Here is a 22249-nt window from a genome sequence, read left to right as displayed (position 1 = left end):
CGCGCGTCAAGGGGTGTGCTCGCCCTCGCGTCGTGCCTAGGCTTGGTCGGACGCCCGGGTCTCCGGGCACGAGGGGAGACGGATGCAGCGCGAAGTCGACGTGGTCGTCCTCGGCGCCGGACCGGTCGGGGAGAACATCGCCGACCGCGTACGCGCCGCGGGACTCGAGGTGGTGGTCGTCGAACACGAACTCGTGGGCGGTGAATGCTCCTACTGGGCCTGCGTGCCCTCGAAGGTCCTGCTGAGGAGCGCGGCGGCGCTCCGAGCCGCCCGACGCGTGCCGGGCGCGGCTCAGGCCGTCACCGGCGAACTCGACGTCGAGGCGGTGCTGCGCAGGCGCGACTACTGGGTCTCCGACTGGAGCGACGACGGCGCCACGAAGTGGCTCGACAGTGTCGGCATCGGACTCGAGCGCGGGCATGGGCGCCTCGACGGCCCCCGGCGCGTCGTCGTCGAGCGCGACGGCACCGACGCGGTGACGCTCATCGCCCGCCACGCGGTGGTGGTCTCGACCGGCTCCGATCCGGTGATCCCCCCGATCCCCGGCCTGGCCGAGGCCGCGCCGTGGACGAGCCGCGAGGCGACCAGCGTCGAGCGGCTCCCCGGCAGGCTCGCGATCATCGGCGGCGGCGTGGTGGCGTGCGAGATGGCGACGGCGCACGCCGGATTCGGCACCGAGGTGACCGTGCTCGCGCGCGGTGGGCTGCTCTCCCGCATGGAGCCGTTCGCGGGCGACGCCGTCGCCGCGGGACTGCGCGGGCTCGGCGCGACCGTGCGCACCGGCGTCTCGCCTGCCCGGGTCGAGCGCACCGGATCGGGCGAGGTCGTGCTGACGCTCGACGACGGATCCACCGTGACGGCCGACGAGGTCCTCGTCGCCACCGGCCGCACCCCACGCACCGACGCCGTCGGACTTGAGAGCGTCGGGCTCGAACCGGGCGACTGGCTCGAGGTCGACGACACGCTGCGCGTCGCGGGCGTCGACGGCGCCGACGACGGGCCATGGCTCTACGCCGCGGGCGACGTCAACCACCGAGCGCTGCTGACGCATCAGGGCAAGTACCAGGCCCGCGCCGTGGGCGACCTCGTCGCCGCGCGCGCCGCTGGGCAGCCGGTCGACACGCGCCCGTGGGGCGTGCACGCCGCGACGGCCGACCATGCGGCGGTGCCGCAAGTCGTGTTCGCCGAGCCCGAGGCCGTGCAGGTCGGCGTCACCGAGGCCGAGGCCCGGAAGGCGGGTCGCGGCATCCGCATCGCCGAGGTCGCCCTCGAGTCCGCGAGCGGAACCGGCATCAACGCCGACGGCGCGGAGGGGCGCGCGAAGCTCGTGATCGACGACGAACTCGGCACGGTCATCGGCGCCACGTTCGTCGGCCAGGACGTCGCCGAACTGCTGCACGCGGCGACCGTCGCGGTCGTCGGGGAGGTCCCGGTCGATCGGCTCTGGCACGCGGTGCCCGCATTCCCCACGATGAGCGAGGTCTGGTTGCGGCTGCTCGAGGCCCTCGGCCGTCCCGAGGCCCACGAGTGACCCGGTTCACGATCCGGCTGACCCATTCGCCCATCAGCCGCGTCGGCTACTGGTGGGCCACCCTCGTCGGCTTCACCTGGGGCTTCATCTGGAGCACGGGCCGCGTCGAGCGCCGCAACGGCCTGTACGTGTTCACGGGCATGCCGAAGTGGACGTTCGGCCGCGGCGGATCCTGCGTCGGGCGGTGCTACCTCACCGACCGCAACGACTCCGACACGGTCCTCGGCCACGAGGCCGTGCACGAGCTGCAGTGGCGCGAGTACGGCATGCTCCTGCCCGTGCTCTACCTCTTCGCCGGACGCGACCCCCTGCGCAACCGTTTCGAGATCGAGGCCGGTCTCGAGGCGGGCGGGTACCTGCCGAGGCGTCGGCCGACGACTGCCGCGCGCGCGGCGCGCGGCTGACCACGGAAGTCCCCGCGAACGGCGAACGGCCGGTGCGCTCCAAACGGAGCGCACCGGCCGTTCGGCTCGCACCGCTCGGCGGCGCGACCGCGATTACTCGCCGAGGACGCCGGCGATGGCCTCGACGAGGGCCGGCATGCCGCCCTCCCACTGGAAGCTGAGTGCGGTGGGCGGGGAGACCGACGAGACGGTGACCGGGTCGTAGACCTGGGCGACCTTGCCGGCGGCGACGGCGGGGATCGCCTGCGTCTCGGGCTTGGTCAGCACGGCCTCGGCCGCCTCCTTCGAACTGGAGTAGTTCACGATGAAGTCGGAGTCGAGCTTGTCGAGCTGCTCGTAGCTCAGGTCGTAGTAGAAGCCGCCGTCGCTCGTGTCGAGCTCGGCGACGCTCGGCGCGACCTCGAGACCCAGTTCGGTCAGGACCTCGATACGGGGGTCGGCCCCGGTGTAGACCGAAACGACGCCGTCGCCGTCCCAGATGCCGGCGAAGGTCTTGCCGGCGAACTCGGGGTGCGCGGCCGCCTCGTCGGCGAGGTAGGAGTGGATGTCGTCGAGCACGGCCTCGCCCTCGGCCTCGAGGCCGAGCGCGCGCGTCGTGATCTCGATGTTCTCGTCCCACGCGGTGGTCCAGGGCGCCTCGGGGTACGCGACGACCGGGGCGATGTCGCTGAGCGTGTCGTACTGCTCCTCGGTGAGGCCCGAGTAGGGCGCCAGAATGAGGTCGGGCGCGGCCGCGATGAACTCCTCGTAGGGCACGCTCGCCCCGCCCTCGTCGTCGTTCAGCACGACGGGGTGCTCGACGTCGGCCGCGTCGTAGGCCTCCTCGACCCAGGGCAGCAGGTTGCCCTCGCCGACGGTCCAGCTCTGCTCGGCGACCGCGACCGGGTACACGCCCACGGAGATCGCGGCCTCGGTCGAACCCCAGCCCCAGGTGGCGACGCGCGCGGGCGCCTCCTCGACGACGGTCTCGCCGAACGCGTGCTCGATCGTGATCGGGAAGCCCGAGCCGACGGCGGCGTCGGGGGCCGACGTGGGCTCCTCGGTGGTGCCGGAGGCGCAGGCGGTCAGGGTCAGGGCGGTGGCGGCGAGGCCGGCCAGGGCGATGAGCGGACGTCGAAGACGCACGGAGAACTCCTCGGTCGATGGGTGGGGATGAGGCAAGGCTAACCTAAGTTGATCGAGCGGCGAAACCGCACGGTCACGGTCGCGTCACGATTCGTCGACGACCGCCGGGCCCGCGAGCCCGCCCGTGTGGAAGCGGCCCACGGGCACGATCATCGGCGAGCCGGCGACCGGGTCGGGGATCACGGATGCCTCGAGCGCGAAGGCGCTCAACACGATCTCGGGCGTGAGGATGTCGCCCGGGCGCCCCTCGGCGATGATCGAGCCGGCCGACATCACCACGAGGTGGTCGGCGTAGCGCGCGGCGAGGTTGAGCTCGTGCAGCACCATGACCACGGTCGTGCCGCGCTCCCGGTTCAGCTCGGTCAGCAGGTCGAGCAGCTCCAGCTGGTGGGTCACGTCGAGGAAGGTCGTCGGCTCGTCGAGCAGCACGATGTCGGTCTGCTGCGCCAGCACCATCGCGATCCACACGCGCTGGCGCTGGCCGCCGGAGAGCTCCTCGAGGCGGCGGTCGGCGAGGTCGGCGATGCCGGTCGCCGCGAGCGCCTCCGCCACGACGAGGTCGTCGTCGCTGGAGTGCCGCCCGAACCACCCCTGGTGCGGGTAGCGGCCGCGGCCGACGAGTTCGGCGACCCGCACCCCGTCGGGCGCGATCGAGGACTGGGGCAGCACCCCGACCCGGCGCGCGAGATCGCGGCGGGGCATGTCGGCGACGTCGCGGCCGTCGAGCGTGACCCGCCCCCCGTCGAGCTGGTGGAGCCTCGCGAACCCGCGCAGCAGCGTCGACTTGCCGCAGGCGTTCGGGCCGACGATGGCCGTGATGCGCCCGCTCGGGATGACGAGGTCGAGCCCCTCGATCACACGCCGGCCGTCGTAGCCGAGGCTGACGCCCTCGGCCGCGAGGCCGACGGACGGGGTCGAGGTCGACGATGCCGGAGCGCTCATGCGCGGGACTTCCTCTCGGTTCGGGCCAGCAGCCACAGCAGGTACGGGGCCCCGATGAGCCCGGTGACGATGCCGACCGGCGCGGTGAACTGGGGCAGCGCGAACTGGCCGAGCACGTCGGCTCCGAGGGTGAGCACGGCGCCCGTCATGACCGACGCCGTGAGCGCCGCGCTCCCGTCGTCGACGAGTCGACGGGCGATCGCCGGGGCGATGAGCGCGACGAACGCGATGGGGCCGGCGACCGAGGTCGCGACCGCGATGAGCAGCACCGCCACCAGCAGCAGGATGCCGCGGCGGAGGTTCGTGCGAATGCCCAGCGAGATCGCGTGGTCGTCGCCGAGCCCGAGCACCGAGAGGCCCTGCGCGAAGACGGCGGTCAGGAGGCATCCGACCAGGACCCCGATGATGAGCAGCACGAGCGCGTCGCCGCGCACGTCGGAGACGCTGCCGACGGTCCAGAGCAGTGCCGACTGGGCCTGCCGGATCTCCGCCCGGGCGAGCAGCCAGGCGATGAGCGAGGCGCACACGTAGGCGAGCCCGACGCCGACGAGCACGAAGCGGATGCCGTGCAGGCCACGGCGCCACGCCGTCGCCCATATGATCGCGGCGACCGCGAGTCCGCCCGCGAGCGCGAAGCCCGACACGACGGCGCCGGTGAGGCCCAGCCCGAGGAGGGCCCACACGGCGCCGAGGCTCGCGCCGGTGGAGACGCCCAGGATGTCGGGGCTCGCGAGCGGGTTGCGGAGCACCGCCTGGAAGATCGCCCCGGCGAGGCCGAACGCCGCGCCCACGAAGAGCGCCGCGAGGATGCGCGGGAGCCGGAGCGTGAACACGACGAGCTGCTCGGTGCGATCGCCCTGGCCGAGCAGCGTCGCGAGCACGCGGTCGGGCGCGAGGCTCGCGGCGCCCGACGAGAGGGCGATCACCGCGAAGACGAGCGCGAGGGCGCCGCCGACGCCGAGTGCGACGACGAGGCGTCGTCGGCTCCGCCGCCGCACCGAGGCGACGGCCCGCCGTGCGTCGTCGACCGCCGCACCGGGCCTCGTCGGGGCATCCGTCGTCATCGCCATCAGAGCCCCGCCACGTTCCGGCTGCGGGCGATCGCGATGAGCACGGGCGCGCCGAGGAATGCCGCGACCACGCCGGCCTCGAGCTCGGAGTTCGGCACGACGAGGCGTCCGATGACATCGGCCGCGAGCAGCATCACGGGCCCGAGCAGGAGCGCCGTCGGCATGATCCACCGGTAGTCGGTGCCCACGAGGCGGCGTGCGGCGTGCGGGACCACGAGGCCGACGAGCGCGATCGGGCCGGCGAGCGCCGTGGCGGTTCCGCACAGGAGCACGAGCGCGAGGCCGGCCGCGGCGCGCGTGGTGCCGACCCGCTGCCCGAGCGAGTTGGCGACGTCGTCGCCGAGGGCGATGAGGTTGAGTCGGTTCGCGAGCACGAAGGCGATGATCGCGCCGACGAGGATGAACGGCCAGAGCACCGCGGCCACGTCGAGGCCGCGACCCGTGAGCGAGCCCACGGCCCAGAATCGGTACTGGTTGAACGTCTCGGCGTCGCGGAGCAGCACGAGTGCGATCAGCGGCGTGATGAACGAGGTCACGGCGGCGCCCACGAGCGCGAGCCGCACCGGTTGCCCGCGCCCGATCGAGAAGACGATCGCGGCCGCCGCCGCGGCGCCGGCGAACGCGAACCAGATGTACCCGAGCGGGCTGCTCACGCCGACGAACGCGATGGCGAGCACGACCGCGAGCGAGGCGCCCGCGTTCAGTCCGAGCAGGCCCGGGTCGGCGATGGGGTTGCGGGTGACGCCCTGGATGAGGGTTCCGGCCAGTCCGAGGCCAACGCCCGCGAGCAGGCCGATGACCGTGCGCGGCACGCGCAGCTGCCAGACCACGTTGTGGTCGGCGTTCGCGGGGTCGTGGGCGATGATCGCCTGCCAGACGACGCCCGGATCCATCGACCGCACGCCGAGCGCGAGGCTCGCGGCGACGATCGCGAGGAGGGCCAGCGCGCATGCGGCCAGCACGACGAGCGCGCGGCCGGTGCCGATGCGCCGCCCGCTCCGCCCGCGTCGCGCCGTCGGCACGCCATTGCCGGTCACGGCTGGCTCGGCGACGACCCCCGTGCCCGCGGACTGCGGCGCCTCCCGGCGGGACACGGTGCGCGTCCCGCTCACTCGAGTTCGGCGCGGCCGCGCCGCCAGTACCCCATGAACGCGACCTGTCGGCGGTCGAGGCCGGCCTCGCGGACGAGGAAGCGCCGGAGCCCGGTGATGACGGATGCCTCGCCCGCGAGCCAGGCGTAGCAGGCGCCGTCGAGGCTCTGCCCCGCGGGCACGTCCCAGAGCGGGGTGTCGGGCAGGTCGGCACGCTCGGCCTCGGCGAGCGCGGCGGAGGCCTCGTCGCCGCCGGCGCGCGTCACGCCGAGGTCGGCCAGGTGGCGTACGACCCAGTCGCGCACGGCGGGCGCGAGGAGTTCGCCGTGCGAGCGGCTCTCGGCGTCGTGCGCGCCGCCGCGGGCGAGCCAGCGCACCTCGACCCCCGCCGGGGCGCGGACGGACATGCGGTCGCCGTCGGTCGGCACCTCGAGGAACGCCGCGCCCGCGGCATCCGCGGGGAGCGACTCGAGGATCGCGCAGATCGCGGGCACGGCCGTCTCGTCGCCCGCGAGCAGGAGGGTGTCGACCTCACCGGGCCGCCAGTCGATGCCGACCGCACGCCCGGGGCCGAACTCGTCGGGTCCGATGAGCACGATCTCGTCGCCCGGCCGCGCACGACCGGCCCACGCGGACGCCGGCCCGCCGTCGCCGTGGCCGGCGAAGACGATGTCGACCTCGCGCTGTTCGGGGCGCACCGCGCGCACGGTGTAGGTGCGGAACGGGTTGCGGAGCTCCCCCGGCAGCTCGCGCCATGCCGTGTACCAGTCCTCGCCGTCGGGGAACGCCGCGAAGCCGTTCGCCTCGAGCGGGAGCACGACCTTGACGCGCTGGTCGAGACCGGCGGTGCCGAAGTCGGCGAGGTCGTCGCCCGTGAACGTGATGTTCGTGAAGGTCGGCGAGACGCGCTCGACGCGGGCGACCTCGACGCGGAAGTTGCGGTACGCCGGTCGCACCCGCGACCCAGCTTCGGCGATTGAGGTAAGCATTACCTAAGTCTTACACATCGTCCCGGGTGCCCCGAATCCGGCGGAGCCCTCCGCGTCACCTCACCAGACGGGCGGATGCCGCGGCGCGCGCCGCAACCGGCGCTCGAGTTGGGCCGCGAGCGAGAACAACGTCATCTCGCCGCCCGGGCGTCCGATGAGCTGGACCCCCATCGGCAGCCCCTCGGTCGTGAACTCGACCGGCACCGTGATCGCAGGCAGCCCGGCGACGTTCACGAACGACGTGAACGGCGTGAACTGCACCTGCTGGGCGAAGTTCGCCTCGCCGTCCTCGGCGTCGTACCAGCCGACGGGCCGCGGCGTCATCGCGAGTGCGGGCGTCAGCACGACGTCGTAGGGCGCGAAGCGCGCGATCGTGCGCCGCTCGAACCCGGTCAGCCACGACAGCGCCTCGGCGAGCTCTCCGGCCCGCAGGGCGCGACCTCGTTCGAGCAGCCACTGCGTGAGCGGTTCGAGCAGCGCGAGCCGCTCCCCGTCGACCGGGATCGTGCCCGCGCCGGCCTGCCAGATGGTGCGGAACGCCGGGGCGTAGCCGGGCTCGGGCGCGGACGGGATCTCCTCGATGCCGTTCCGGGCCGCCTCGAGGACCTCGATGGCCCGGTCGAGCGCCGACCGCGCCTCGGGCGCGATCGAGATGTCGTACGCGTCGTCCCACGGCGAGTCCCGCAGGATGCCGACCTGGTACCGGCCCTCGCCGCGGATGGCAGCGCCCAGGTAGGGGCCGTCGTCACCCGGCGCCCGCACGGCGTGCAGGTGCGCGGGCGGGTAGCCGACGGGTGCGATCATGCCGTCGAGGAGCAGGGCCGCGTCGGCGACGGTGCGGCCGATCGCGCCGGCGACCGCGAGTCCGGCGAGGCTGCCGAGTCCCGACCCGGTCGGCACGCGTCCCCTCGACGGCTTGATGCCGACCAGCCCGCACGCCGCCGCGGGGATGCGGATCGAGCCGCCGCCATCGGAACCGGGGGCGAAGGGCAGCATGCCGGATGCCACGGCCGCGGCCGCTCCCCCGCTGGATCCGCCCGCCCCGAGCGTCGGATCCCACGGGTTGCGCGTCGGCGCGCCGACGAGCGCCTCCGTGTAGGACGGCAGCCCGAACTCGGGCGTCGCCGTCTTGCCGAGGCTCACGGCGCCCGCGGCGTCCACGGCCTGCACGAGGTCGTCGGAGGCCTCGGGGACGAAGTCGGCGAACGCGCGGGAGCCGAACGCGGTCGGTACGCCCTCGCGCTGCTGCAGGTCCTTGTCGGCGATCGGCATGCCCCAGAGCGGCGCGGGCTTCGGCACGCGCTCGGCCACGAGCCGCGCCCGTTCGAGGGCGCGCTCGGGGGTGACCACGGCGAAGGCGCCGACCTCGGGGTCGAGGCGCTCGATGCGATCGAGGTAGTGGCCGGTCAGTTCGGCGGGCGACACCTCGCCGCGCTGGAGCAGCTGGTGCAGTTCGAGGGCCGTGTGCTCGTGCAGTTCCACGTCCCGAGCCTACGACCCGGCCGGGTGCCCGGCCGCTAGCATGGCGCTCGTGGGCACGAACCCGGTGACGACGGCGATCGCGCGGCATCCGCTCGTGTGGGGCGTCGGATGGAGCGTAGTGTTCGGCGTCGCCCTCGCGGTCGCCGTGACCGTCGACGCGCCGGCCCTGCTCGACTGGGCCCTCATCCTCGGGCTCGTGCTGCCGTCCACCGTCGCGACCGTCGCCGTGCTGTCGGCGACGCCGCGCGCGCACTTCGAGGCGATGTCCTCGGTCTTCTCGCATTTCTTCGTGCGCTACCTCGCCCTCGTGGTCGGCGTCGTCGCGTGGAGCGCCTCGGTGGTCGTCGGCGCGGCGATCTCGCAGACGATCCAGCTCGCCGCCGAGGGCCGCGAGCGCGAGATCGTCGGCATCGGGTTCGACGTCATGGCGGTCGTCGTGCCGACGGTGGCGGCCGTGCTGTGGGCGGCGTTCGTGCTGCGCTGCGCCTGGTTCCTCGCGCGGGTCCGCGGCTGGGCCGAGATCCCGCTGGCGGATGCCACGCCGACCCACCTGCTCGCGACGAGGCCGGCGCTGCGCCGGGTCGTCGTCGGCCTCGCGCACCCGGCCCTGTTCGCCGTCTCGGGCCTCGTCGTCGCGATCGCCGTGCCGTTCGCCGGCGAAGGCCTCGAGCTCACGATCTGAGACCGGCGCGCGGCATCCGCTACTTGAGGGATCGCTGCAGCATGATCGTGCCGAGCCAGCGGTCGAACTTGAAGCCGACCCGGCCCATGCGACCCGTCTCGACGAACCCGAACTTCTCGTGCAGCGCGATCGAGGCCTCGGCGCCCTGATCGGCGATGACGGCGATCATCTCCTTCAGCCCCGCAGCCTTCGAGCGGTCGATGAGCTCGCCGAGCAGCGCCCGCCCAAGGCCCTTGCCGGCCGCGGCCGGTCCGAGGTAGATCGAGTTCTCGACCGTGAACCGGTAGGCGCGCTTCGGCTTCCAGGGCGCGACGAGCGCGTACCCGAGCAGCTGCCCCGACGGCGCCTCCGCGACGATGAACGGCATGCCGAGCTTGTGCAGGTAGGCGAACTTCGCCTTCCACTCCTTGAGCGTCATCGCGTCCTCGTCGAACGTGACCGTGGAGTTCGCGACGTAGTAGTTGTAGATCTCGCGCACCGCCGGCAGGTCGGCCGGGACCGCGTCGCGCATGCGGTACGCGAACGGCGCCTCGGGCTGCTGACGCTTGCGCAGGTGCGGCGGGAGTTCGCGGCGCTGCTGGTATTCCTCCTCGAGCATGGCGACCACGATACGCCGGAGCCGTTACGGCCGGATGACGCATCCGGGCCCGGCGGTCGCATGCCCATGCCGACGAGCACGAGCGGATGCCGCGGCCGGGCGCCCGTCAGTCGAGCGACCAGTCGACGGCGTCGCCGCCCTGCGCTGCGAGGAGCTCGTTCGCCCGGCTGAAGGGGCGGGAGCCGAAGAAGCCGCGGCGGGCCGAGAGCGGGCTCGGATGCGCCGATTCGATCACCGGCGTGTCGCCGAGCAGGGGACGCAACTGCTGCGCGTCGCGCCCCCAGAGGATCGCGACGAGCGGGGTGCCGCGCGCCACGAGGGTGCGGATCGCGTGGTCGGTGACCTGCTCCCAGCCGCGGCCCCGATGCGAGCCGGGTTCGCCCGGTCGCACCGTGAGCACGCGGTTCAGCAGCATCACGCCGGCGTCCGTCCATGCGGACAGGTCGCCGTGCTCGGGCGGCACGACCCCGAGGTCGGAGGACAGCTCCGCGTAGATGTTGCCGAGGCTCCGCGGCAGCGGTCGCACCGCGCGGTCGACCGCGAACGAGAGCCCGATCGGATGCCCCGGCGTCGGGTACGGGTCCTGTCCGACGATGAGCACCCGGACGTCCGCGAGCGGCGCGGCGAACGCGCGCAGCACGTGGTCGCCCGCCGGGAGCGAGCCGCGACCCGCAGCCGCCTCGGCACGGAGGAATTCGCCGAGCTCCGCGATGACCGGGGCGACCGGCTGCAGGGCGCGCGCCCAGTCGGGATCGAGCTGCCCGGCAGCGGCGAGCTCGTCGACGCCCGCGGGCATCTCAGGCGCCGAGCGTCGAGACCAGCACGCCGCCGTCCGCGGGGAGCACGCGCCAGACGCTCCCCGAGCCCACGACGCGGAGTCCGCCCTCGCCGACGATCAGCGCCGTGCCCTCGTCGATGCCGAGCGCGCTCTCGATGAGCCTCGACTCGACGGCCGCGACGAGGCGCGAGAGGTTTCCGCGCTGGGCGACGTGCGCGTCGACGGCGACGTCGATGAGTCCGATGCCGGCCTCGGCCACGAACTCCTCGCCGGGCTCCGACGGATCCTCGGGCGAGACGACGACGCCGTCGATGCGCGTGCCGCCACCGAGCGAGGCCTCCGCGGCGATCATCGCCCCGGCGGAGATGCCCAGGTACGGGACACCCGACGCGACCTGCCGTCGGAGTTCGACGAAGATCGGCTCGACGCCGACCCTGACCTCCTCGACGATGCCGCCGCCCACGACGATGCCGTCGACGTCGGCGATCGCCGTCGGCGCGACGTGGCCGCCCCCCTGGACGGCGGTCACCTGCGGATCGAACGCGCCGGCGGCCGAGAGCACCTCGACCAACGTCTCGGCCGGTCCCGCCCCGGCCGGATGCACCGAGACCACGGCGATCCGGGGCCGGTCCCGGCCGACGGCCCGGCCGCGAGCGGCGGCCTCGGCGAGGAACGGCGCATACAGCGGCGCGTGCGCGGCGCTCAGCGCGCCGCCGCCGACGAGGTGCACGCTCATGCGGCCGACCCCGCGACCTCGACGGGCGGCAGCGCCGACCACGGGAAGACGATCCAGTCGTCGGTGCGGCGGTAGTCGAAGTCGGGCTCGAGCACCGTGTGCGACTTCGTGTACAGCGTCGCGCTGCGCACGTCGGCGCCCGCGTCGCCGAGGATGCCGACCACCTTCGCGAGCGTGCGCCCCGAATCCGACACGTCGTCCACGAGCAGCACGCGCTTGCCGTCGAGCGCCGGCGCGTCGAGCATCGGCGGGTGCAGGATCGGCTCGGGGAGGCGCTCGTCGATGCCCGAGTAGAACTCGACGTTGATCGAGCCGCAGGCCTTCGTGCCGAGCGCGTAGGCGATCGCCCCGGCGAACAGCAGGCCGCCGCGGGCGATCGCGATCACCACGTCGGGCCGGAACCCGGAGGCGAGCACGTCGGTCGCGACGCTCCGCGCGGCATCCGAGAAGTCGTCCCAGGTCAGGATCTCGCGACGGATCCCGTCGTCGGCGCTGCCGCCGTCATTCGCATCGAAGGTCATTCCCCAAGGGTAGTCGCCGCCGCCGGAGTGCACCCGACGCGGGCGTCACCGAACGGGGCCGCCCTCGCCCGGTTCGCCCCGTTCGCCCAGATCGCCCGGGTCGCCCTCGCCGTCGGCGAGTTCGAGGTCCGCGGCATCCGCAAGGAACCCGCCGGCGACGTCGGGCCTCGGCAGGCCGGTCGCGGGGTCGACCTGGCCCCGCTGCTGGCGCACCTGGCTCACGCGCTCGTTGATGTAGGAGATGATCGTCGCCGACGCCGTGCCGACGATGACGACGCCGCCGGCCATCAGGAACACCGCGTAGAAGCGGCCCGCGGTGGTGACCGGGTACATGTCGCCGTAGCCGACGGTCGCGATGGTCACGATCGCCCACCAGATCGCGTCACCGAAGGTCGTGATGGTCGCGCCCTCGGCGTACCGCTCGACCTGGAGGGTCGCGAGGGCGATGAAGTACACGAACACGATCGCGTAGCTGGCCGCGTAGATGACGATGTTCGCGCGCACCGCGGCGCCGCTCCGACGCTGCAGGTAGGGCACCGCGTGGAGCAGCGTGAGCACCCGGAACGCCCGGAAGACCGGGATGACGGCCGACAGCACGTCGATGGGGTGCGAGCGGGCGAACGCCCACCGCCCGCCCCGCGGCGTGAGCACGATGCGCACCGTCACGTCGACGACGAAGACGAGCCACGCCAGGATGAGGATCCAGAAGAGCACGGTGTCGGGGCCCCGCGGAATCGACGGCGTCAGCACGTACACCGAGTACGCGATGATGAACGCGACGCCGAGCACCACGAGCGGCATGGCCGTGCGACGCTCCCAGGCGATGCGCCTCGGAGCGTGCAGCGGCCGATCGACGGCCATCAGCCCTCGGCCCGCACGGCCAGCGGCCCCTTGGCGACCAGGTGCGGCGCCGACTGCGCGACCGGCTTCACCACGATCAGGTCGAGGTCGACGTGGCGGGGCTTGGTCACCGCGTCGACGACGACCTCGGCGATGTCCTCGGCCACGAGCGGCTCGGGCACGCTGGCGTAGACCGAGTCGGCCCGCTCCCGGTCGCCGCCGAAGCGCACGAGCGCGAACTCCTCGGTCTTCACCATGCCCGGCGCGACCTCGATGACGCGGAGGGGTTCGCCGTTCAGTTCGAGGCGCAGCACCGCGGTGAGCGCGTGGGCCGCGAACTTCGCGGCGTTGTACCCGCCGCCGCCGACGTAGGCGGTGTGGCCCGCGATCGAGGTGATGTTCACGATGTCGCCGACGCCGCGCTCGATCGCACCGCGTCGCAGCAACGGCAGGAGGGCGGAGGTGACCCGCTTCAGTGCGAGCACGTTGACCTCGAACATCCACGCCCAGTCCTCGACAGAGGACGCCTCGACGCTGTCGAGGCCCTTCGCGCCGCCGGCGTTGTTCACGAGGGCGTGCACGGCGCCGGTCGCCTCCACGTGGTCGCGGAGCGCGTCGACGTCGGCCTGCACCGTGAGGTCGGCGACGAAGACGGATGCCCCGGTCTCCTCGGCGAGCTCCCGCAACCGGTCCTCGCGGCGCGCCACACCCAGCACGTCCCAGCCGGCCGCGCGGAACGCGCGTACCGTGGCGGCGCCGATCCCCGAGCTCGCACCGGTCACGACCACGCGAAGTTCACTCATGCGGCCCATTCTGCCGTGCCACGGCCGGTTGGCGCTCACCGCCGCACGAGTGCGCCCGCGCTGCGGCATCCGCCCGACTGCGCTTGAATGGAGCGATGCACCAGAGCGGGACGACCAGGCACGCGACGCGGCGACGGGTGCCGCTCTGGGACAACGCGCGCTGGATCGCGATCACGCTCGTGGTGATCGGCCACGGCATCCTGCCGCTCATCGCGGAATCCGACGGCGCGTACAGCCTGTACCTGTTCATCTACTCGTTCCACGTCGCGGTGTTCGTGATCGTGAGCGGGTACTTCGCGAAGTCGGGGCCGCCGAGCGCGAAGGCGCTGCGCCAGATCCTCACCGACGTCGTCTTCCCGTTCTTCATCTTCGAGACGATCTGGGCGGTGCTGAAGTGGCTCCTCGGCGGCCCGTTCAGCCTCGACTACACCACCGCGTCGTGGACCCTCTGGTTCCTCATCGCCCTCGCCGCCTGGCGGATCGTGCTCCCCTACCTCGTGCTGCTGCGCTACCCGCTCGTCATCGCGATCCTCATCTCGCTGGGCGCCGGCTACACCGAGACCATCGACTCGACGCTCGCCCTCTCGCGCACGCTCGGCATGCTCCCGTTCTTCGTGTTCGGCTGGAAGCTCCGCCAGTGGCAGATCACCGACCGGTGGCTCGCACTGCGTCCCGCGGTCGCGTGGCGCTGGCGGGCGGGCGCCATCGCGCTGCTCGGCGCCGTGCTCGCGATCATGCCGATGACGATCGAGACCCTGCGCGACCTGAAGCTCCGGCGATTCATGCTCTACGACGAGTCCTACCAGGCCATCGGCTACGACGAGCCGTGGTCCGGCGGCATCCGGCTCGTGCTGCTCGGCTCGGCGATGGTGCTCGCCGTCGCGTTCCTGACGCTCATGCCCCGCGGCGCCCACTGGTTCACGCCGTTCGGCCAGGCGACGATGTACCTCTACCTGCTGCATCCGTTCGTGCTCTACCCCTTCCGCGAGAGCGGCGTGCTCGAAGGCGACCAGCCGTTCTGGGTGCTGCCGGCGATGATGGCGTTCTGCATCGGCATCTCGATCGTCCTCTCCACCAAGCCCGTGCGGCGCCTGTTCCGCCCGCTCGTCGAACCCCGGGCCAGATGGCTGTTCCGCCCCGAGCCGGCGACCGCGACCGGGACCATCGTGCTGCCGCCCCTGCCCGGCGAGCCGACGGCAGGGCCCGCCCCCGACGACGCACCGCGCAGACCGTGACCCGCCGACCGTGACTCCGCGCGTCGCGGTCTGACGCCGTGCGTCCCGGCCGTGACGCCGTGTGTCGGGTGCCGTTGCCGCACCCGCGCGGCGAACGTAGCGTGGCCTGATCGCGGCGAGCCCGCGCCACGATCCGACTGAGGAGACCACATGAGCGAGAACACCGCCGACTGGCGCTTCGAGACGAAGCAGGTGCACTCCGGGGCGGCACCCGACCCCGTCACCCACGCGCGTGCCACGCCGATCTACCAGACCACGTCGTACGTCTTCGACAACGCCCAGCACGCGCAGAACCTCTTCGCGCTCGCCGAGTTCGGCAACATCTACACGCGCATCCAGAACCCGACGCAGGCCGTCGTCGAGGAGCGCCTCGCCGCGCTCGAAGGGGGCACCGGCGCCCTCCTCGTCGCCTCGGGCCAGTCGGCGTCGACCTTCGCCGTGCTGAACATCGCGCAGGCGGGCGACCACATCGTCTCCTCCTCCTCGATCTACGGCGGCACGTACAACCTCTTCAAGTACACGCTCGCCAAGCTCGGCATCGAGACCACGTTCGTCGAGAACCAGGACGACGCCGAGGAGTGGCGCCGCGCCGTGCGCCCGAACACCAAGCTCTTCTTCGCCGAGACCATCGGCAACCCGAAGATCAACGTCCTCGACATCCGCCTGGTCGCCGACGTCGCGCACGAGGCCGGCATCCCGCTCATCGTCGACAACACGATCGCGACGCCGTACCTCATCCGCCCGTTCGAGCACGGCGCCGACGTCATCGTGCACTCGGCGACGAAGTTCCTCGGCGGCCACGGCACGGTCATCGGCGGCGTCATCGTCGACGGCGGCACGTTCGAGTGGTCGAAGAACATCGAGAAGTTCCCCGGCCTGACCGAGCCCGACCCCTCGTACCACGGCGCGAGCTACACGGCGGCGGTCGGCGACGGCCTGGCCTACATCATCAAGGCCCGCGTGCAGCTGCTGCGCGACCTCGGCTCCTCGATCGCCCCGGCGAGCGCATGGCAGCTCATCCAGGGCATCGAGACCCTCTCGCTCCGCGTCGAGCGCCACGTGTCGAACGCGCAGGAGATCGCCGAGTGGCTCGACCGCCACCCCGACGTCGCGAGCGTGAACTACTCGGGCCTCCCGTCCAGCCCGTGGTACGCCGCCGCCAACACGTACGCCCCGAAGGGCGTCGGCGCGGTGCTCTCCTTCGAGCTCAAGGGCGGCGTCGGCGCCGGCCGTGCGTTGGTCGACAACCTGTCGCTGTTCAGCCACCTCGCGAACATCGGCGACGTCCGCTCGCTCGTCATCCACCCCGCGTCGACGACGCACGCGCAGCTCACGCCCGAGCAGCAGCTCACGACGGGCGTCACGCCCGGCCTCGTGCGCCTCTCGGTGGGCATCGAGAACATCGACGACCTCAAGGCCGACCTCGAGGCCGGCTTCGCCGCGGCTCGCGCGGCGACCGAGGCGGCGCGGGTCTGACCCGACCCCCGAGTTCACGCACGGCGGATGCCGCGGGCCGGTCCGGTCCGCGGCATCCGCCGTCTCCGTAACAATCACTCGGGCGCATCCGAAGTTCGGGAGAATCGAAGGCATGGACTGGCAGACGACGACCGATGCGGTGCCTGCCGCGATCGTGCCCGAGGCGCGCGCCCTCGCCCTCGCCGCGCGCGCCCCGGTGACCGGGGCCTGGCGCGAGGGCGACCCCGTCGGCGATCGTCGGTTCGCCGCCATCGGCGACGTCCCGCTCGAGTCCGGGCGCACACTGCCCGGCGTGCGCATCGCCTACGAGTCGTGGGGCGAACTCTCCCCCGCACGCGACAACGCGGTGCTCGTGCTGCACGCGCTCACGGGCGACAGCCACGTCGTCGGCCCCGCGGGCCCCGCCCACGCGAGCGCCGGCTGGTGGCCGGGCGTCGTGGGGCCGGGCCTCGCGATCGACACCGACCGCTGGTTCGTCCTCGCCCCGAACGTGCTGGGCGGATGCCAGGGCTCGACCGGCCCATCCTCGTTCGCGCCCGACGGCTCGGAGTGGGGCGCCAGGTTCCCGTTCCTCACGATCCGCGACCAGGTGCGGGCGCAGATCGCCTTCGCGCGCGAACTCGGCATCGAGCGCTTCGCCGCCGTCGTCGGCGGATCGATGGGCGCCATGCACGTGCTCGAGTGGGCGATCATGGCGCCCGATGCGGTCGAGCGCATCGCCGTGCTCGCGGCCCCGCCCGCGACGACCGCTGACCAGATCGCGCTCAACTCGGTGCAGCTCGAGGCCGTGCGCTCCGACCCCGCGTTCCGCGACGGCGACTTCTACGATGCGCCCGACGGCGACGGCCCCACCCGCGGGCTCGCGCTCGCACGTCGCATGGCCATGCTGAACTACCGCACGGCCGCAGAGCTGAATGCGCGGTTCGAACGCGGCTGGCAGAGCGAGATCGATCCGCTCGGCGGCGGCGGGCGCTTCGCCGTCGAGTCCTACCTCGACTTCCACGGCAACAAGTTCACGCGCCGCTTCGACGCGAACAGCTACGTCGTGCTCACCGAGGCGATGAACTCGCACGACCTCGCACGCGGCCGCGGCGACGTGGCGGCGGCGCTCGCCCGGGTGGGTGCGAAGAGCCTCGTGCTCGGCATCGACAGCGACCGCTACTTCCCGCTCGCGGGCCAGGTCGAGCTGGCCGCGGGACTCCCGAACAGCATCCACGGCACCGACCCCGTCGTCGTGCACTCCGAGTCCGGGCACGACGCCTTCCTCATCGAGCACGAGGCCGTCGGAGGGGCGCTCGCGAACCTCCTCGCCTCGTGAGCCCCGCCCTCGGGTAGTGTTCGGACTGTACGGCGTCGTCGCCGCCCGCGACGGCGGCGTCCACGACGCCGCGGAACGACCCGCGGCCCGGCCCGCACGACGACGAGGGGGTGACGTGAAGCGCATCCACAAGGAGCGTGATCGCCTCCTGCGGCGCCTCGCGCGAACCACCGCGATCGTCGGCTCGGTCGGCGCCTTCGCGTGCCTGCTCGTACCGGGCACGGCCGCCGGTTCCGAGCTGGCGGTGGCGACGGCCCTCTCGATCGGCATCGCGGCCCTCGCGATCGTGCACACGCTGCGCGGGTCCCTCGCGGCCGCGCTCGCGCTCGTCGCGGCATCCGTGGTGCTCGTCTTCCTGCTCGGCGCGACGAGCGTGCTCGATCCCGGTGCGGCCACCGCGCTCGCGATCACCGGGGGCGTGACCTCCGCCTCGGTCGCGCCGACGCTCGTGGTCCGGCGGCGCGGAACCCTGCTCGTCGGCGCGCTCGCGGCCCTCGTCCTCATCGCGGAGTGGATCGCGGCCGTCCTCTTCGGTCACTCGCTGGTCGCGGTCGCCGTCGTGACGGCCGTCGGGTGGGCGGTGCTCGGCGTGCTCGGGGCATGGCTCGACAACGGCGTCGGCGTCGCCGCGGCCCGCATCGCCGAGGTCGGACGCGCCCACGAGGCCGAGCGGCTCGCGAGCGAGCTCGAGGCGCAGCAGCGGCAGGATGCGCGCGTGCTGCACGACACCGTGCTCGCCACGCTGTCGCTCCTCGCCCACTCGGGCGTGGGGGTCGGCGCGAGCGCGCTTCGCGACCAGGCCGGCGACGACGCCCGGCTGCTTCGACAGCTCCGCCTCGGCGTCCCCCTCGACGCGGGGTCGAACGCCATCTTCTCGCCCGGCTCCGACGACGACCTGCTGAGCACGACGTTCGAATCCGTCCGCCAGCGCTTCGCCCGCATGGGCCTCGACGTGAGCTGGCACGGCGCCGGACAGCTCTCCCTCCCGCGCGAGCGCCTCGACGCGCTCGTCGGCGCGCTGGGCGAATGCCTCGAGAACGTGCGCCGCCACTCCGGTGTGCTCGAGGCCGACGTGACCATCACCGACGACGACCTGACCGTGCGCGCGATGGTGACCGATGCCGGCGACGGGTTCGAGCCCGACACCGTCGGTCCTGCGCGCCTCGGCTTCGCGGAGTCGGTGGTCGGCCGGCTGAACGCGGTCGGCGGGCGCGCACGTGTCTTCTCCTCGCCGGGTTCCGGCACGACGGTGATGCTCGAGGTGCCGAAGGGATGACGAAGGGCACACGCGGCGGCGACACGACGACGCCCATCATCGAGCACTCCTTCCTGCGGCCGGTGCGCTCCGCGAGGGCCGCCAGCGACATCCGCTCGAGCCACGGCGGCCGTCGACCGGCCATCGGGGTGACCATCGCCGCGGGCCTGATCGTGCTCGCGCACCTGGTGCACGCGTTCACCATGGCGCCGTACTTCCCGCCCGGCCTCGGGCCCTGGCCCGCGTGGATCGCGCTCGTCGCGATCATCGCCGCGGGCGTCGCGGCACGCCTGTTCGTGGGCGGGCTGCCCGACTGGCTCTACCTGGCCCTGATGTTCGCCCTCATTGTGCCCGTCGCCCTCGACGTGCAGGCCACGATCGGCACGCTCGCCCTCGGGCTCACGCCGTCGGCGGCCCCCGCGATCGGCGCGGTCCTCATGCCCGTGGCCACGATCAGGCCCGTGCGCGTGTCGCTCGTCGTGGCGAGTGCGATCGGCGTCGTGCTGGCCGTCGAGGCACTGAGCCAGATCGCCTCCGCCGGCGCGCAGGTCGTCCCCGCGCTCGCGATCGCGGCGTCGGCCGTGCTGCCGATGGTGCTCGCCAAGGTGCTCCTCGACGGGTTCAGCCGGCTCGTGCGCCATGAACTCGACCTCTCGCTCGTGCAGAGCACGGTCGGCACGGCGCGGTCCGCGGTCGGGATGCGGGCGTCGGAAGAGCTCGCCCAGCTCGACTTCGACGCCGAGACGCTCCTCGAGCACGTGAGCTCCGGACGCATCGCCATCCCACTGCCCCCCGACGATGCCGAACGCGCCGGCGCGCTCGCGGCCCGGCTGCGCGTGCGACTCATCGAGGGGCGCAACGACACGTGGCTCCGGCACGCGGTGGCCGAGTCGAAGTACCTCAGCGGACGCGTGGTGGTCGACGACCCGACCGGGCTGGCAGGGCCCCTCTCCCCCGCGCAGCGCGAGGGCCTGCTGCTCGCGCTCTGGCTGCTCATCGCCGACCCCGCGAAGCCGTCGGCGGTTCCCGCGTCGGTCGGCATCGTGTGCCGGGAGCACGACGACGAGCACGATGAGCCCTCGGTCCACGACCTCGAAGCGGGTCCCGACGCGACGACGGTCGACATCACGATCGACGTCGATGGCGTCACACATCGACGCGTCGACCCGGCAACGTGGGAGGCAGTCGCTAATGTCGGAATGCATCAGCTGATCCCGAATGCGACCGGATTCCGAATCGAGATCATCTGCCGCGTCGAACCCGAGGCGCATGCACCAGGCCTGCGACACCATGGCCACCCGATGGAGGAGAAGTCGAATGGTTGACACCGAAGCGCCGATCAGGCTGGCCATCGTCGACGATCACCGGATGCTGCTCGGAGCACTGTCCGAGTGGCTGCGCGGCAGCGCGTCCGACATCGACCTCGTGGTCGCCGTCCCGTCGTGGTCCGAGCTGCTCGCACACCCCGAGTTCCCCGTCGACGTGGTGCTGCTCGACCTCGACCTGCGCGACAACATCCCGGTCTCGCTCAAGCTGTCGATGCTGAAGTCGGCCGGGGTGCAGACCATGCTCATGAGCACGTACTCCGAGCCGGCCGTGGTGCGCGAGGCGCTCGGGTCGGGCGCGCTCGGCTACCTCGTCAAGTCCGAGCCCGTCGAGAACATCGTCGAGGCCATCCGGGCTGCTCGCCTCGGCGAGACCTACCTCACGCCCGAGCTCGAGGTGGCGCTCGCGGCCGAGGGCGAGGTGCCCAAGCTCTCCGCCCAGGAGCGCCGGGTCATGGCCCTCTACGGCGCGGGCCAGCCCGTCAAGGCGGTCGCGTTCCAGCTCGGCATCTCCGAGGAGACCGCGAAGAGCTACCTCAAGCGCATCCGCGAGAAGTACCGTCTCTCGGGCTACGACGTGGGCACGAAGGTGGCCCTCCGCAAGCGCGCCATCCTCGACGGCATCCTGCTGCAGTCCGACTGAGCGGATGCCGCGACGCGGCCGGCATCAGGCCGCGGACGCTCAGGCGTCGACGACCTCGACGGCGCCGGTCGCGTAGGGAACGACCACGCCCTTCCGCCCCCTCGAGCGGTCGAGGGCGAACGAGGCCAGCGCGAGCGCGCTGCCCGCGAGGGTGAGCACGAACCCGATCCAGATCGGCGCGACGTAGCCGAGGCCCGCCGCGATGGCCATGCCGCCGAACAGGGCGCCGAGGCTGTTGCCGATGTTCAGGGCCGAGTGGTTCAGCGCCGCGGCGATCGACTGGCTGTCGCGCGCGACGTCCATGAGGCGGGCCTGGATGGTCGGCGAGAGCGCGGCCGAGGACCCGCCGATGAGGAAGACGCCGATGAAGAGCCCGACGGGGTTCGCGGCGGTGAACCCGAGCACGAGCAGCGACCCGGCGAGCACGGCGAAGAACAGGTACATGCTGCGACGCACGCTCCAGTCCGCGAGGCGGCCGCCGACGAGGTTGCCCAGGGTCATGCCGATGCCGAAGGCGATGAGCACCACGGGCACGAAGGAGGACGGCAGCCCGGTGACCTCGACCGCGAGCGGGGCCACGTAGGTGTATACGGCGAAGAGCCCGCCGAAGCCGATCGCCCCGATGCCGAGCGCGAACCAGACCTGGGAGCGGCGGAAGGCGCCGAGCTCGCGTCGGATGGTGGCTCCGGGGTCGCCCGGCTGGTGGGGCACGGCGAGCGCCACGGCGACGAAGGTGAGGGCGAAGATGCCCGCGACGGCGAGGTAGGCGACGCGCCATCCGGCGATCTGTCCGAGCCACGTGATGGCCGGCACGCCGATGACGTTCGCGATGGTGAGCCCCGAGAGCACGAGCGCGACGCCGCGCGCACGCTTGCCCGGCCCCATGAGGCTCGCGGCGACGAGCGATGCGATGCCGAAGTACGCGCCGTGCGGCAGTGCGGAGAGGAAGCGCGCGACGAGCACCAGGCCGAAGGTCGGCAGCAGCGCCGACGCGATCGTGCCGAGCGTGAAGGCGAGGACCAGGACCAGCAGCAGGCGCTTGCGCGGCCAGCGTGCCGCCGCCGCCGCGATCGTCGGCGCGCCGACCACGACGCCGAGCGCGTAGGCCGAGATGATCCATCCGGCTTGCGCGTTCGCGTCGTCGGGTGAGGCCGCGGCCACGCCCGGCAGCAGGTCGCGTGCGATCTCGGGCAGGAGGCCCATCGCGACGAACTCGGTCGACCCGATGCCGAACCCGCCCAGCGCGAGGGCGAGCAGTGCGAAGCGGATGCGGGCCGGCGAGAGCACGGGGCGGCCGCCGTCGAAGTCGGTCATCCGTCGATTGTCGCACGAAAATCGAATCGATTCGATTCGCGTCTCACGACGTGACGCCGTCGAGCACCGAGCGGCGTGACGCCCACCTGCG

At 72.8% G+C, this 22249-nt stretch carries 22 protein-coding genes; 9 read left to right on the top strand and 13 right to left on the bottom strand.

Translation table 11 applies throughout. The features are described from left to right. Positions 1–82: 82 nt before the first annotated feature. Together ACR3IO_RS08100 and ACR3IO_RS08095 are read left to right on the top strand one after the other, a co-directional pair. The gene (locus tag ACR3IO_RS08100; protein WP_434070686.1) at positions 83–1531 is read left to right on the top strand and encodes a dihydrolipoyl dehydrogenase family protein; all 1449 of its coding nucleotides are present in this window, start codon (positions 83–85) and stop codon (positions 1529–1531) included. Further along, positions 1528–1935: a Fe-S oxidoreductase gene (locus ACR3IO_RS08095; RefSeq protein ID WP_434070685.1), complete on the top strand. Its 408-nt coding sequence runs from the start codon at positions 1528–1530 to the stop codon at positions 1933–1935. The genes ACR3IO_RS08100 and ACR3IO_RS08095 overlap by 4 nt, the downstream gene beginning before the upstream one ends. A 93-nt stretch (positions 1936–2028) precedes the next feature. Here the strand turns inward: ACR3IO_RS08095 and ACR3IO_RS08090 are convergent, their stop codons facing one another. From ACR3IO_RS08090 to ACR3IO_RS08065, 6 genes are all read right to left on the bottom strand, one after another. Continuing rightward, positions 2029–3060 (bottom strand): iron-siderophore ABC transporter substrate-binding protein, encoded by a 1032-nt coding sequence (locus ACR3IO_RS08090; protein WP_434070684.1) that lies wholly within the window; start codon positions 3058–3060, stop codon positions 2029–2031. Positions 3061–3144: 84 nt separating this feature from the next. Continuing rightward, entirely contained in the window at positions 3145–4002 is an 858-nt protein-coding gene (locus ACR3IO_RS08085; protein WP_434070683.1) for an ABC transporter ATP-binding protein, read from the bottom strand. After that, positions 3999–5072, bottom strand: a complete 1074-nt coding sequence (locus ACR3IO_RS08080; protein ID WP_434070682.1) for a FecCD family ABC transporter permease — start codon at positions 5070–5072, stop codon at positions 3999–4001. The genes ACR3IO_RS08085 and ACR3IO_RS08080 overlap by 4 nt, the downstream gene beginning before the upstream one ends. Further along, positions 5072–6109, bottom strand: coding sequence for a FecCD family ABC transporter permease (locus ACR3IO_RS08075; protein WP_434070681.1), 1038 nt, complete (start codon positions 6107–6109; stop codon positions 5072–5074). Before ACR3IO_RS08075 ends, ACR3IO_RS08080 begins: the two co-directional genes overlap by 1 nt. Positions 6110–6180: 71 nt before the next feature. Next, the gene (locus tag ACR3IO_RS08070) at positions 6181–7152 is read right to left on the bottom strand and encodes a siderophore-interacting protein (protein ID WP_434070680.1); all 972 of its coding nucleotides are present in this window, start codon (positions 7150–7152) and stop codon (positions 6181–6183) included. 60 nt (positions 7153–7212) lie between these two features. Further along, a complete protein-coding gene (locus ACR3IO_RS08065) occupies positions 7213–8634 on the bottom strand; it encodes an amidase (protein ID WP_434070679.1) in 1422 nt (473 codons plus the stop codon). 49 nt (positions 8635–8683) lie between these two features. Between ACR3IO_RS08065 and ACR3IO_RS08060 the strand changes: the two genes are divergently transcribed. Then, positions 8684–9316 carry a hypothetical protein gene (locus ACR3IO_RS08060; protein WP_434070678.1) on the top strand — a complete coding sequence of 211 codons (633 nt, stop codon included), beginning with the start codon at positions 8684–8686 and terminating at the stop codon, positions 9314–9316. Positions 9317–9335: 19 nt separating this feature from the next. Here the strand turns inward: ACR3IO_RS08060 and ACR3IO_RS08055 are convergent, their stop codons facing one another. The 6 genes from ACR3IO_RS08055 to ACR3IO_RS08030 form a co-directional block, all read right to left on the bottom strand. Then, the gene (locus ACR3IO_RS08055) at positions 9336–9914 is read right to left on the bottom strand and encodes an N-acetyltransferase family protein (protein ID WP_434070677.1); all 579 of its coding nucleotides are present in this window, start codon (positions 9912–9914) and stop codon (positions 9336–9338) included. A 106-nt stretch (positions 9915–10020) separates the two neighbouring features. After that, positions 10021–10710 (bottom strand): uracil-DNA glycosylase, encoded by a 690-nt coding sequence (locus ACR3IO_RS08050; protein WP_434070676.1) that lies wholly within the window; start codon positions 10708–10710, stop codon positions 10021–10023. 1 nt (position 10711) lies between these two features. Further along, positions 10712–11428, bottom strand: a complete 717-nt coding sequence (locus tag ACR3IO_RS08045; protein WP_434070675.1) for a Type 1 glutamine amidotransferase-like domain-containing protein — start codon at positions 11426–11428, stop codon at positions 10712–10714. Continuing rightward, complete coding sequence (locus ACR3IO_RS08040; RefSeq protein WP_434070674.1) at positions 11425–11949, bottom strand: phosphoribosyltransferase; 525 nt, start codon at positions 11947–11949, stop codon at positions 11425–11427. Before ACR3IO_RS08040 ends, ACR3IO_RS08045 begins: the two co-directional genes overlap by 4 nt. A 45-nt stretch (positions 11950–11994) precedes the next feature. After that, positions 11995–12810: a potassium channel family protein gene (locus ACR3IO_RS08035; RefSeq protein WP_434070673.1), complete on the bottom strand. Its 816-nt coding sequence runs from the start codon at positions 12808–12810 to the stop codon at positions 11995–11997. Beyond that, on the bottom strand, positions 12810–13592 hold the full coding sequence (locus ACR3IO_RS08030; RefSeq protein WP_434070672.1) for an SDR family NAD(P)-dependent oxidoreductase: 783 nt from the start codon (positions 13590–13592) through the stop codon (positions 12810–12812). Before ACR3IO_RS08030 ends, ACR3IO_RS08035 begins: the two co-directional genes overlap by 1 nt. A gap of 95 nt (positions 13593–13687) precedes the next feature. Between ACR3IO_RS08030 and ACR3IO_RS08025 the strand changes: the two genes are divergently transcribed. From ACR3IO_RS08025 to ACR3IO_RS08000, 6 genes are all read left to right on the top strand, one after another. Then, complete coding sequence (locus ACR3IO_RS08025; protein ID WP_434070671.1) at positions 13688–14827, top strand: acyltransferase family protein; 1140 nt, start codon at positions 13688–13690, stop codon at positions 14825–14827. 150 nt (positions 14828–14977) lie between these two features. Then, positions 14978–16303: a bifunctional o-acetylhomoserine/o-acetylserine sulfhydrylase gene (locus tag ACR3IO_RS08020; RefSeq protein ID WP_434070670.1), complete on the top strand. Its 1326-nt coding sequence runs from the start codon at positions 14978–14980 to the stop codon at positions 16301–16303. A gap of 112 nt (positions 16304–16415) precedes the next feature. Next, positions 16416–17621 (top strand): homoserine O-acetyltransferase MetX, encoded by a 1206-nt coding sequence (metX, locus tag ACR3IO_RS08015; RefSeq protein WP_434070669.1) that lies wholly within the window; start codon positions 16416–16418, stop codon positions 17619–17621. Between the two features lie 115 nt (positions 17622–17736). After that, positions 17737–18897, top strand: coding sequence for a sensor histidine kinase (locus ACR3IO_RS08010; RefSeq protein ID WP_434070668.1), 1161 nt, complete (start codon positions 17737–17739; stop codon positions 18895–18897). Further along, positions 18894–20201 (top strand): hypothetical protein, encoded by a 1308-nt coding sequence (locus tag ACR3IO_RS08005; RefSeq protein WP_434070667.1) that lies wholly within the window; start codon positions 18894–18896, stop codon positions 20199–20201. The genes ACR3IO_RS08010 and ACR3IO_RS08005 overlap by 4 nt, the downstream gene beginning before the upstream one ends. Further along, positions 20194–20844 (top strand): response regulator, encoded by a 651-nt coding sequence (locus tag ACR3IO_RS08000; RefSeq protein WP_434070666.1) that lies wholly within the window; start codon positions 20194–20196, stop codon positions 20842–20844. Before ACR3IO_RS08005 ends, ACR3IO_RS08000 begins: the two co-directional genes overlap by 8 nt. 39 nt (positions 20845–20883) lie before the next feature. On the opposite strand, the gene ACR3IO_RS07995 is transcribed toward ACR3IO_RS08000, so the two are convergent. Continuing rightward, positions 20884–22158, bottom strand: coding sequence for an MFS transporter (locus ACR3IO_RS07995; RefSeq protein WP_434070665.1), 1275 nt, complete (start codon positions 22156–22158; stop codon positions 20884–20886). Between the last annotated feature and the right edge of the window lie 91 nt (positions 22159–22249).

Origin of the sequence: Agromyces sp. Marseille-Q5079 (assembly GCF_051016555.1) — a bacterium.
Classification (GTDB): Bacteria; Actinomycetota; Actinomycetes; order Actinomycetales; family Microbacteriaceae; genus Agromyces.
The sequence above is the reverse complement of the archived record's forward strand: the minus strand, read 5'-3'. Positions and strand labels throughout refer to the sequence as shown.

Coding starts and splice junctions, on each gene's coding strand:
- ACR3IO_RS08100 (WP_434070686.1), top strand. CDS start 83: ATGCAGCGCGAAGTCGACGTGGTCGTCCTCGGCGCCGGACCGGTCGGG.
- ACR3IO_RS08085 (WP_434070683.1), bottom strand. CDS start 4,002: ATGAGCGCTCCGGCATCGTCGACCTCGACCCCGTCCGTCGGCCTCGCG.
- ACR3IO_RS08080 (WP_434070682.1), bottom strand. CDS start 5,072: ATGGCGATGACGACGGATGCCCCGACGAGGCCCGGTGCGGCGGTCGAC.
- ACR3IO_RS08070 (WP_434070680.1), bottom strand. CDS start 7,152: ATGCTTACCTCAATCGCCGAAGCTGGGTCGCGGGTGCGACCGGCGTAC.
- ACR3IO_RS08055 (WP_434070677.1), bottom strand. CDS start 9,914: ATGCTCGAGGAGGAATACCAGCAGCGCCGCGAACTCCCGCCGCACCTG.
- ACR3IO_RS08050 (WP_434070676.1), bottom strand. CDS start 10,710: ATGCCCGCGGGCGTCGACGAGCTCGCCGCTGCCGGGCAGCTCGATCCC.
- ACR3IO_RS08045 (WP_434070675.1), bottom strand. CDS start 11,428: ATGAGCGTGCACCTCGTCGGCGGCGGCGCGCTGAGCGCCGCGCACGCG.
- ACR3IO_RS08040 (WP_434070674.1), bottom strand. CDS start 11,949: ATGACCTTCGATGCGAATGACGGCGGCAGCGCCGACGACGGGATCCGT.
- ACR3IO_RS08035 (WP_434070673.1), bottom strand. CDS start 12,810: ATGGCCGTCGATCGGCCGCTGCACGCTCCGAGGCGCATCGCCTGGGAG.
- ACR3IO_RS08030 (WP_434070672.1), bottom strand. CDS start 13,592: ATGAGTGAACTTCGCGTGGTCGTGACCGGTGCGAGCTCGGGGATCGGC.
- ACR3IO_RS08025 (WP_434070671.1), top strand. CDS start 13,688: ATGCACCAGAGCGGGACGACCAGGCACGCGACGCGGCGACGGGTGCCG.
- ACR3IO_RS08020 (WP_434070670.1), top strand. CDS start 14,978: ATGAGCGAGAACACCGCCGACTGGCGCTTCGAGACGAAGCAGGTGCAC.
- metX (WP_434070669.1), top strand. CDS start 16,416: ATGGACTGGCAGACGACGACCGATGCGGTGCCTGCCGCGATCGTGCCC.
- ACR3IO_RS08005 (WP_434070667.1), top strand. CDS start 18,894: ATGACGAAGGGCACACGCGGCGGCGACACGACGACGCCCATCATCGAG.
- ACR3IO_RS08000 (WP_434070666.1), top strand. CDS start 20,194: ATGGTTGACACCGAAGCGCCGATCAGGCTGGCCATCGTCGACGATCAC.
- ACR3IO_RS07995 (WP_434070665.1), bottom strand. CDS start 22,158: ATGACCGACTTCGACGGCGGCCGCCCCGTGCTCTCGCCGGCCCGCATC.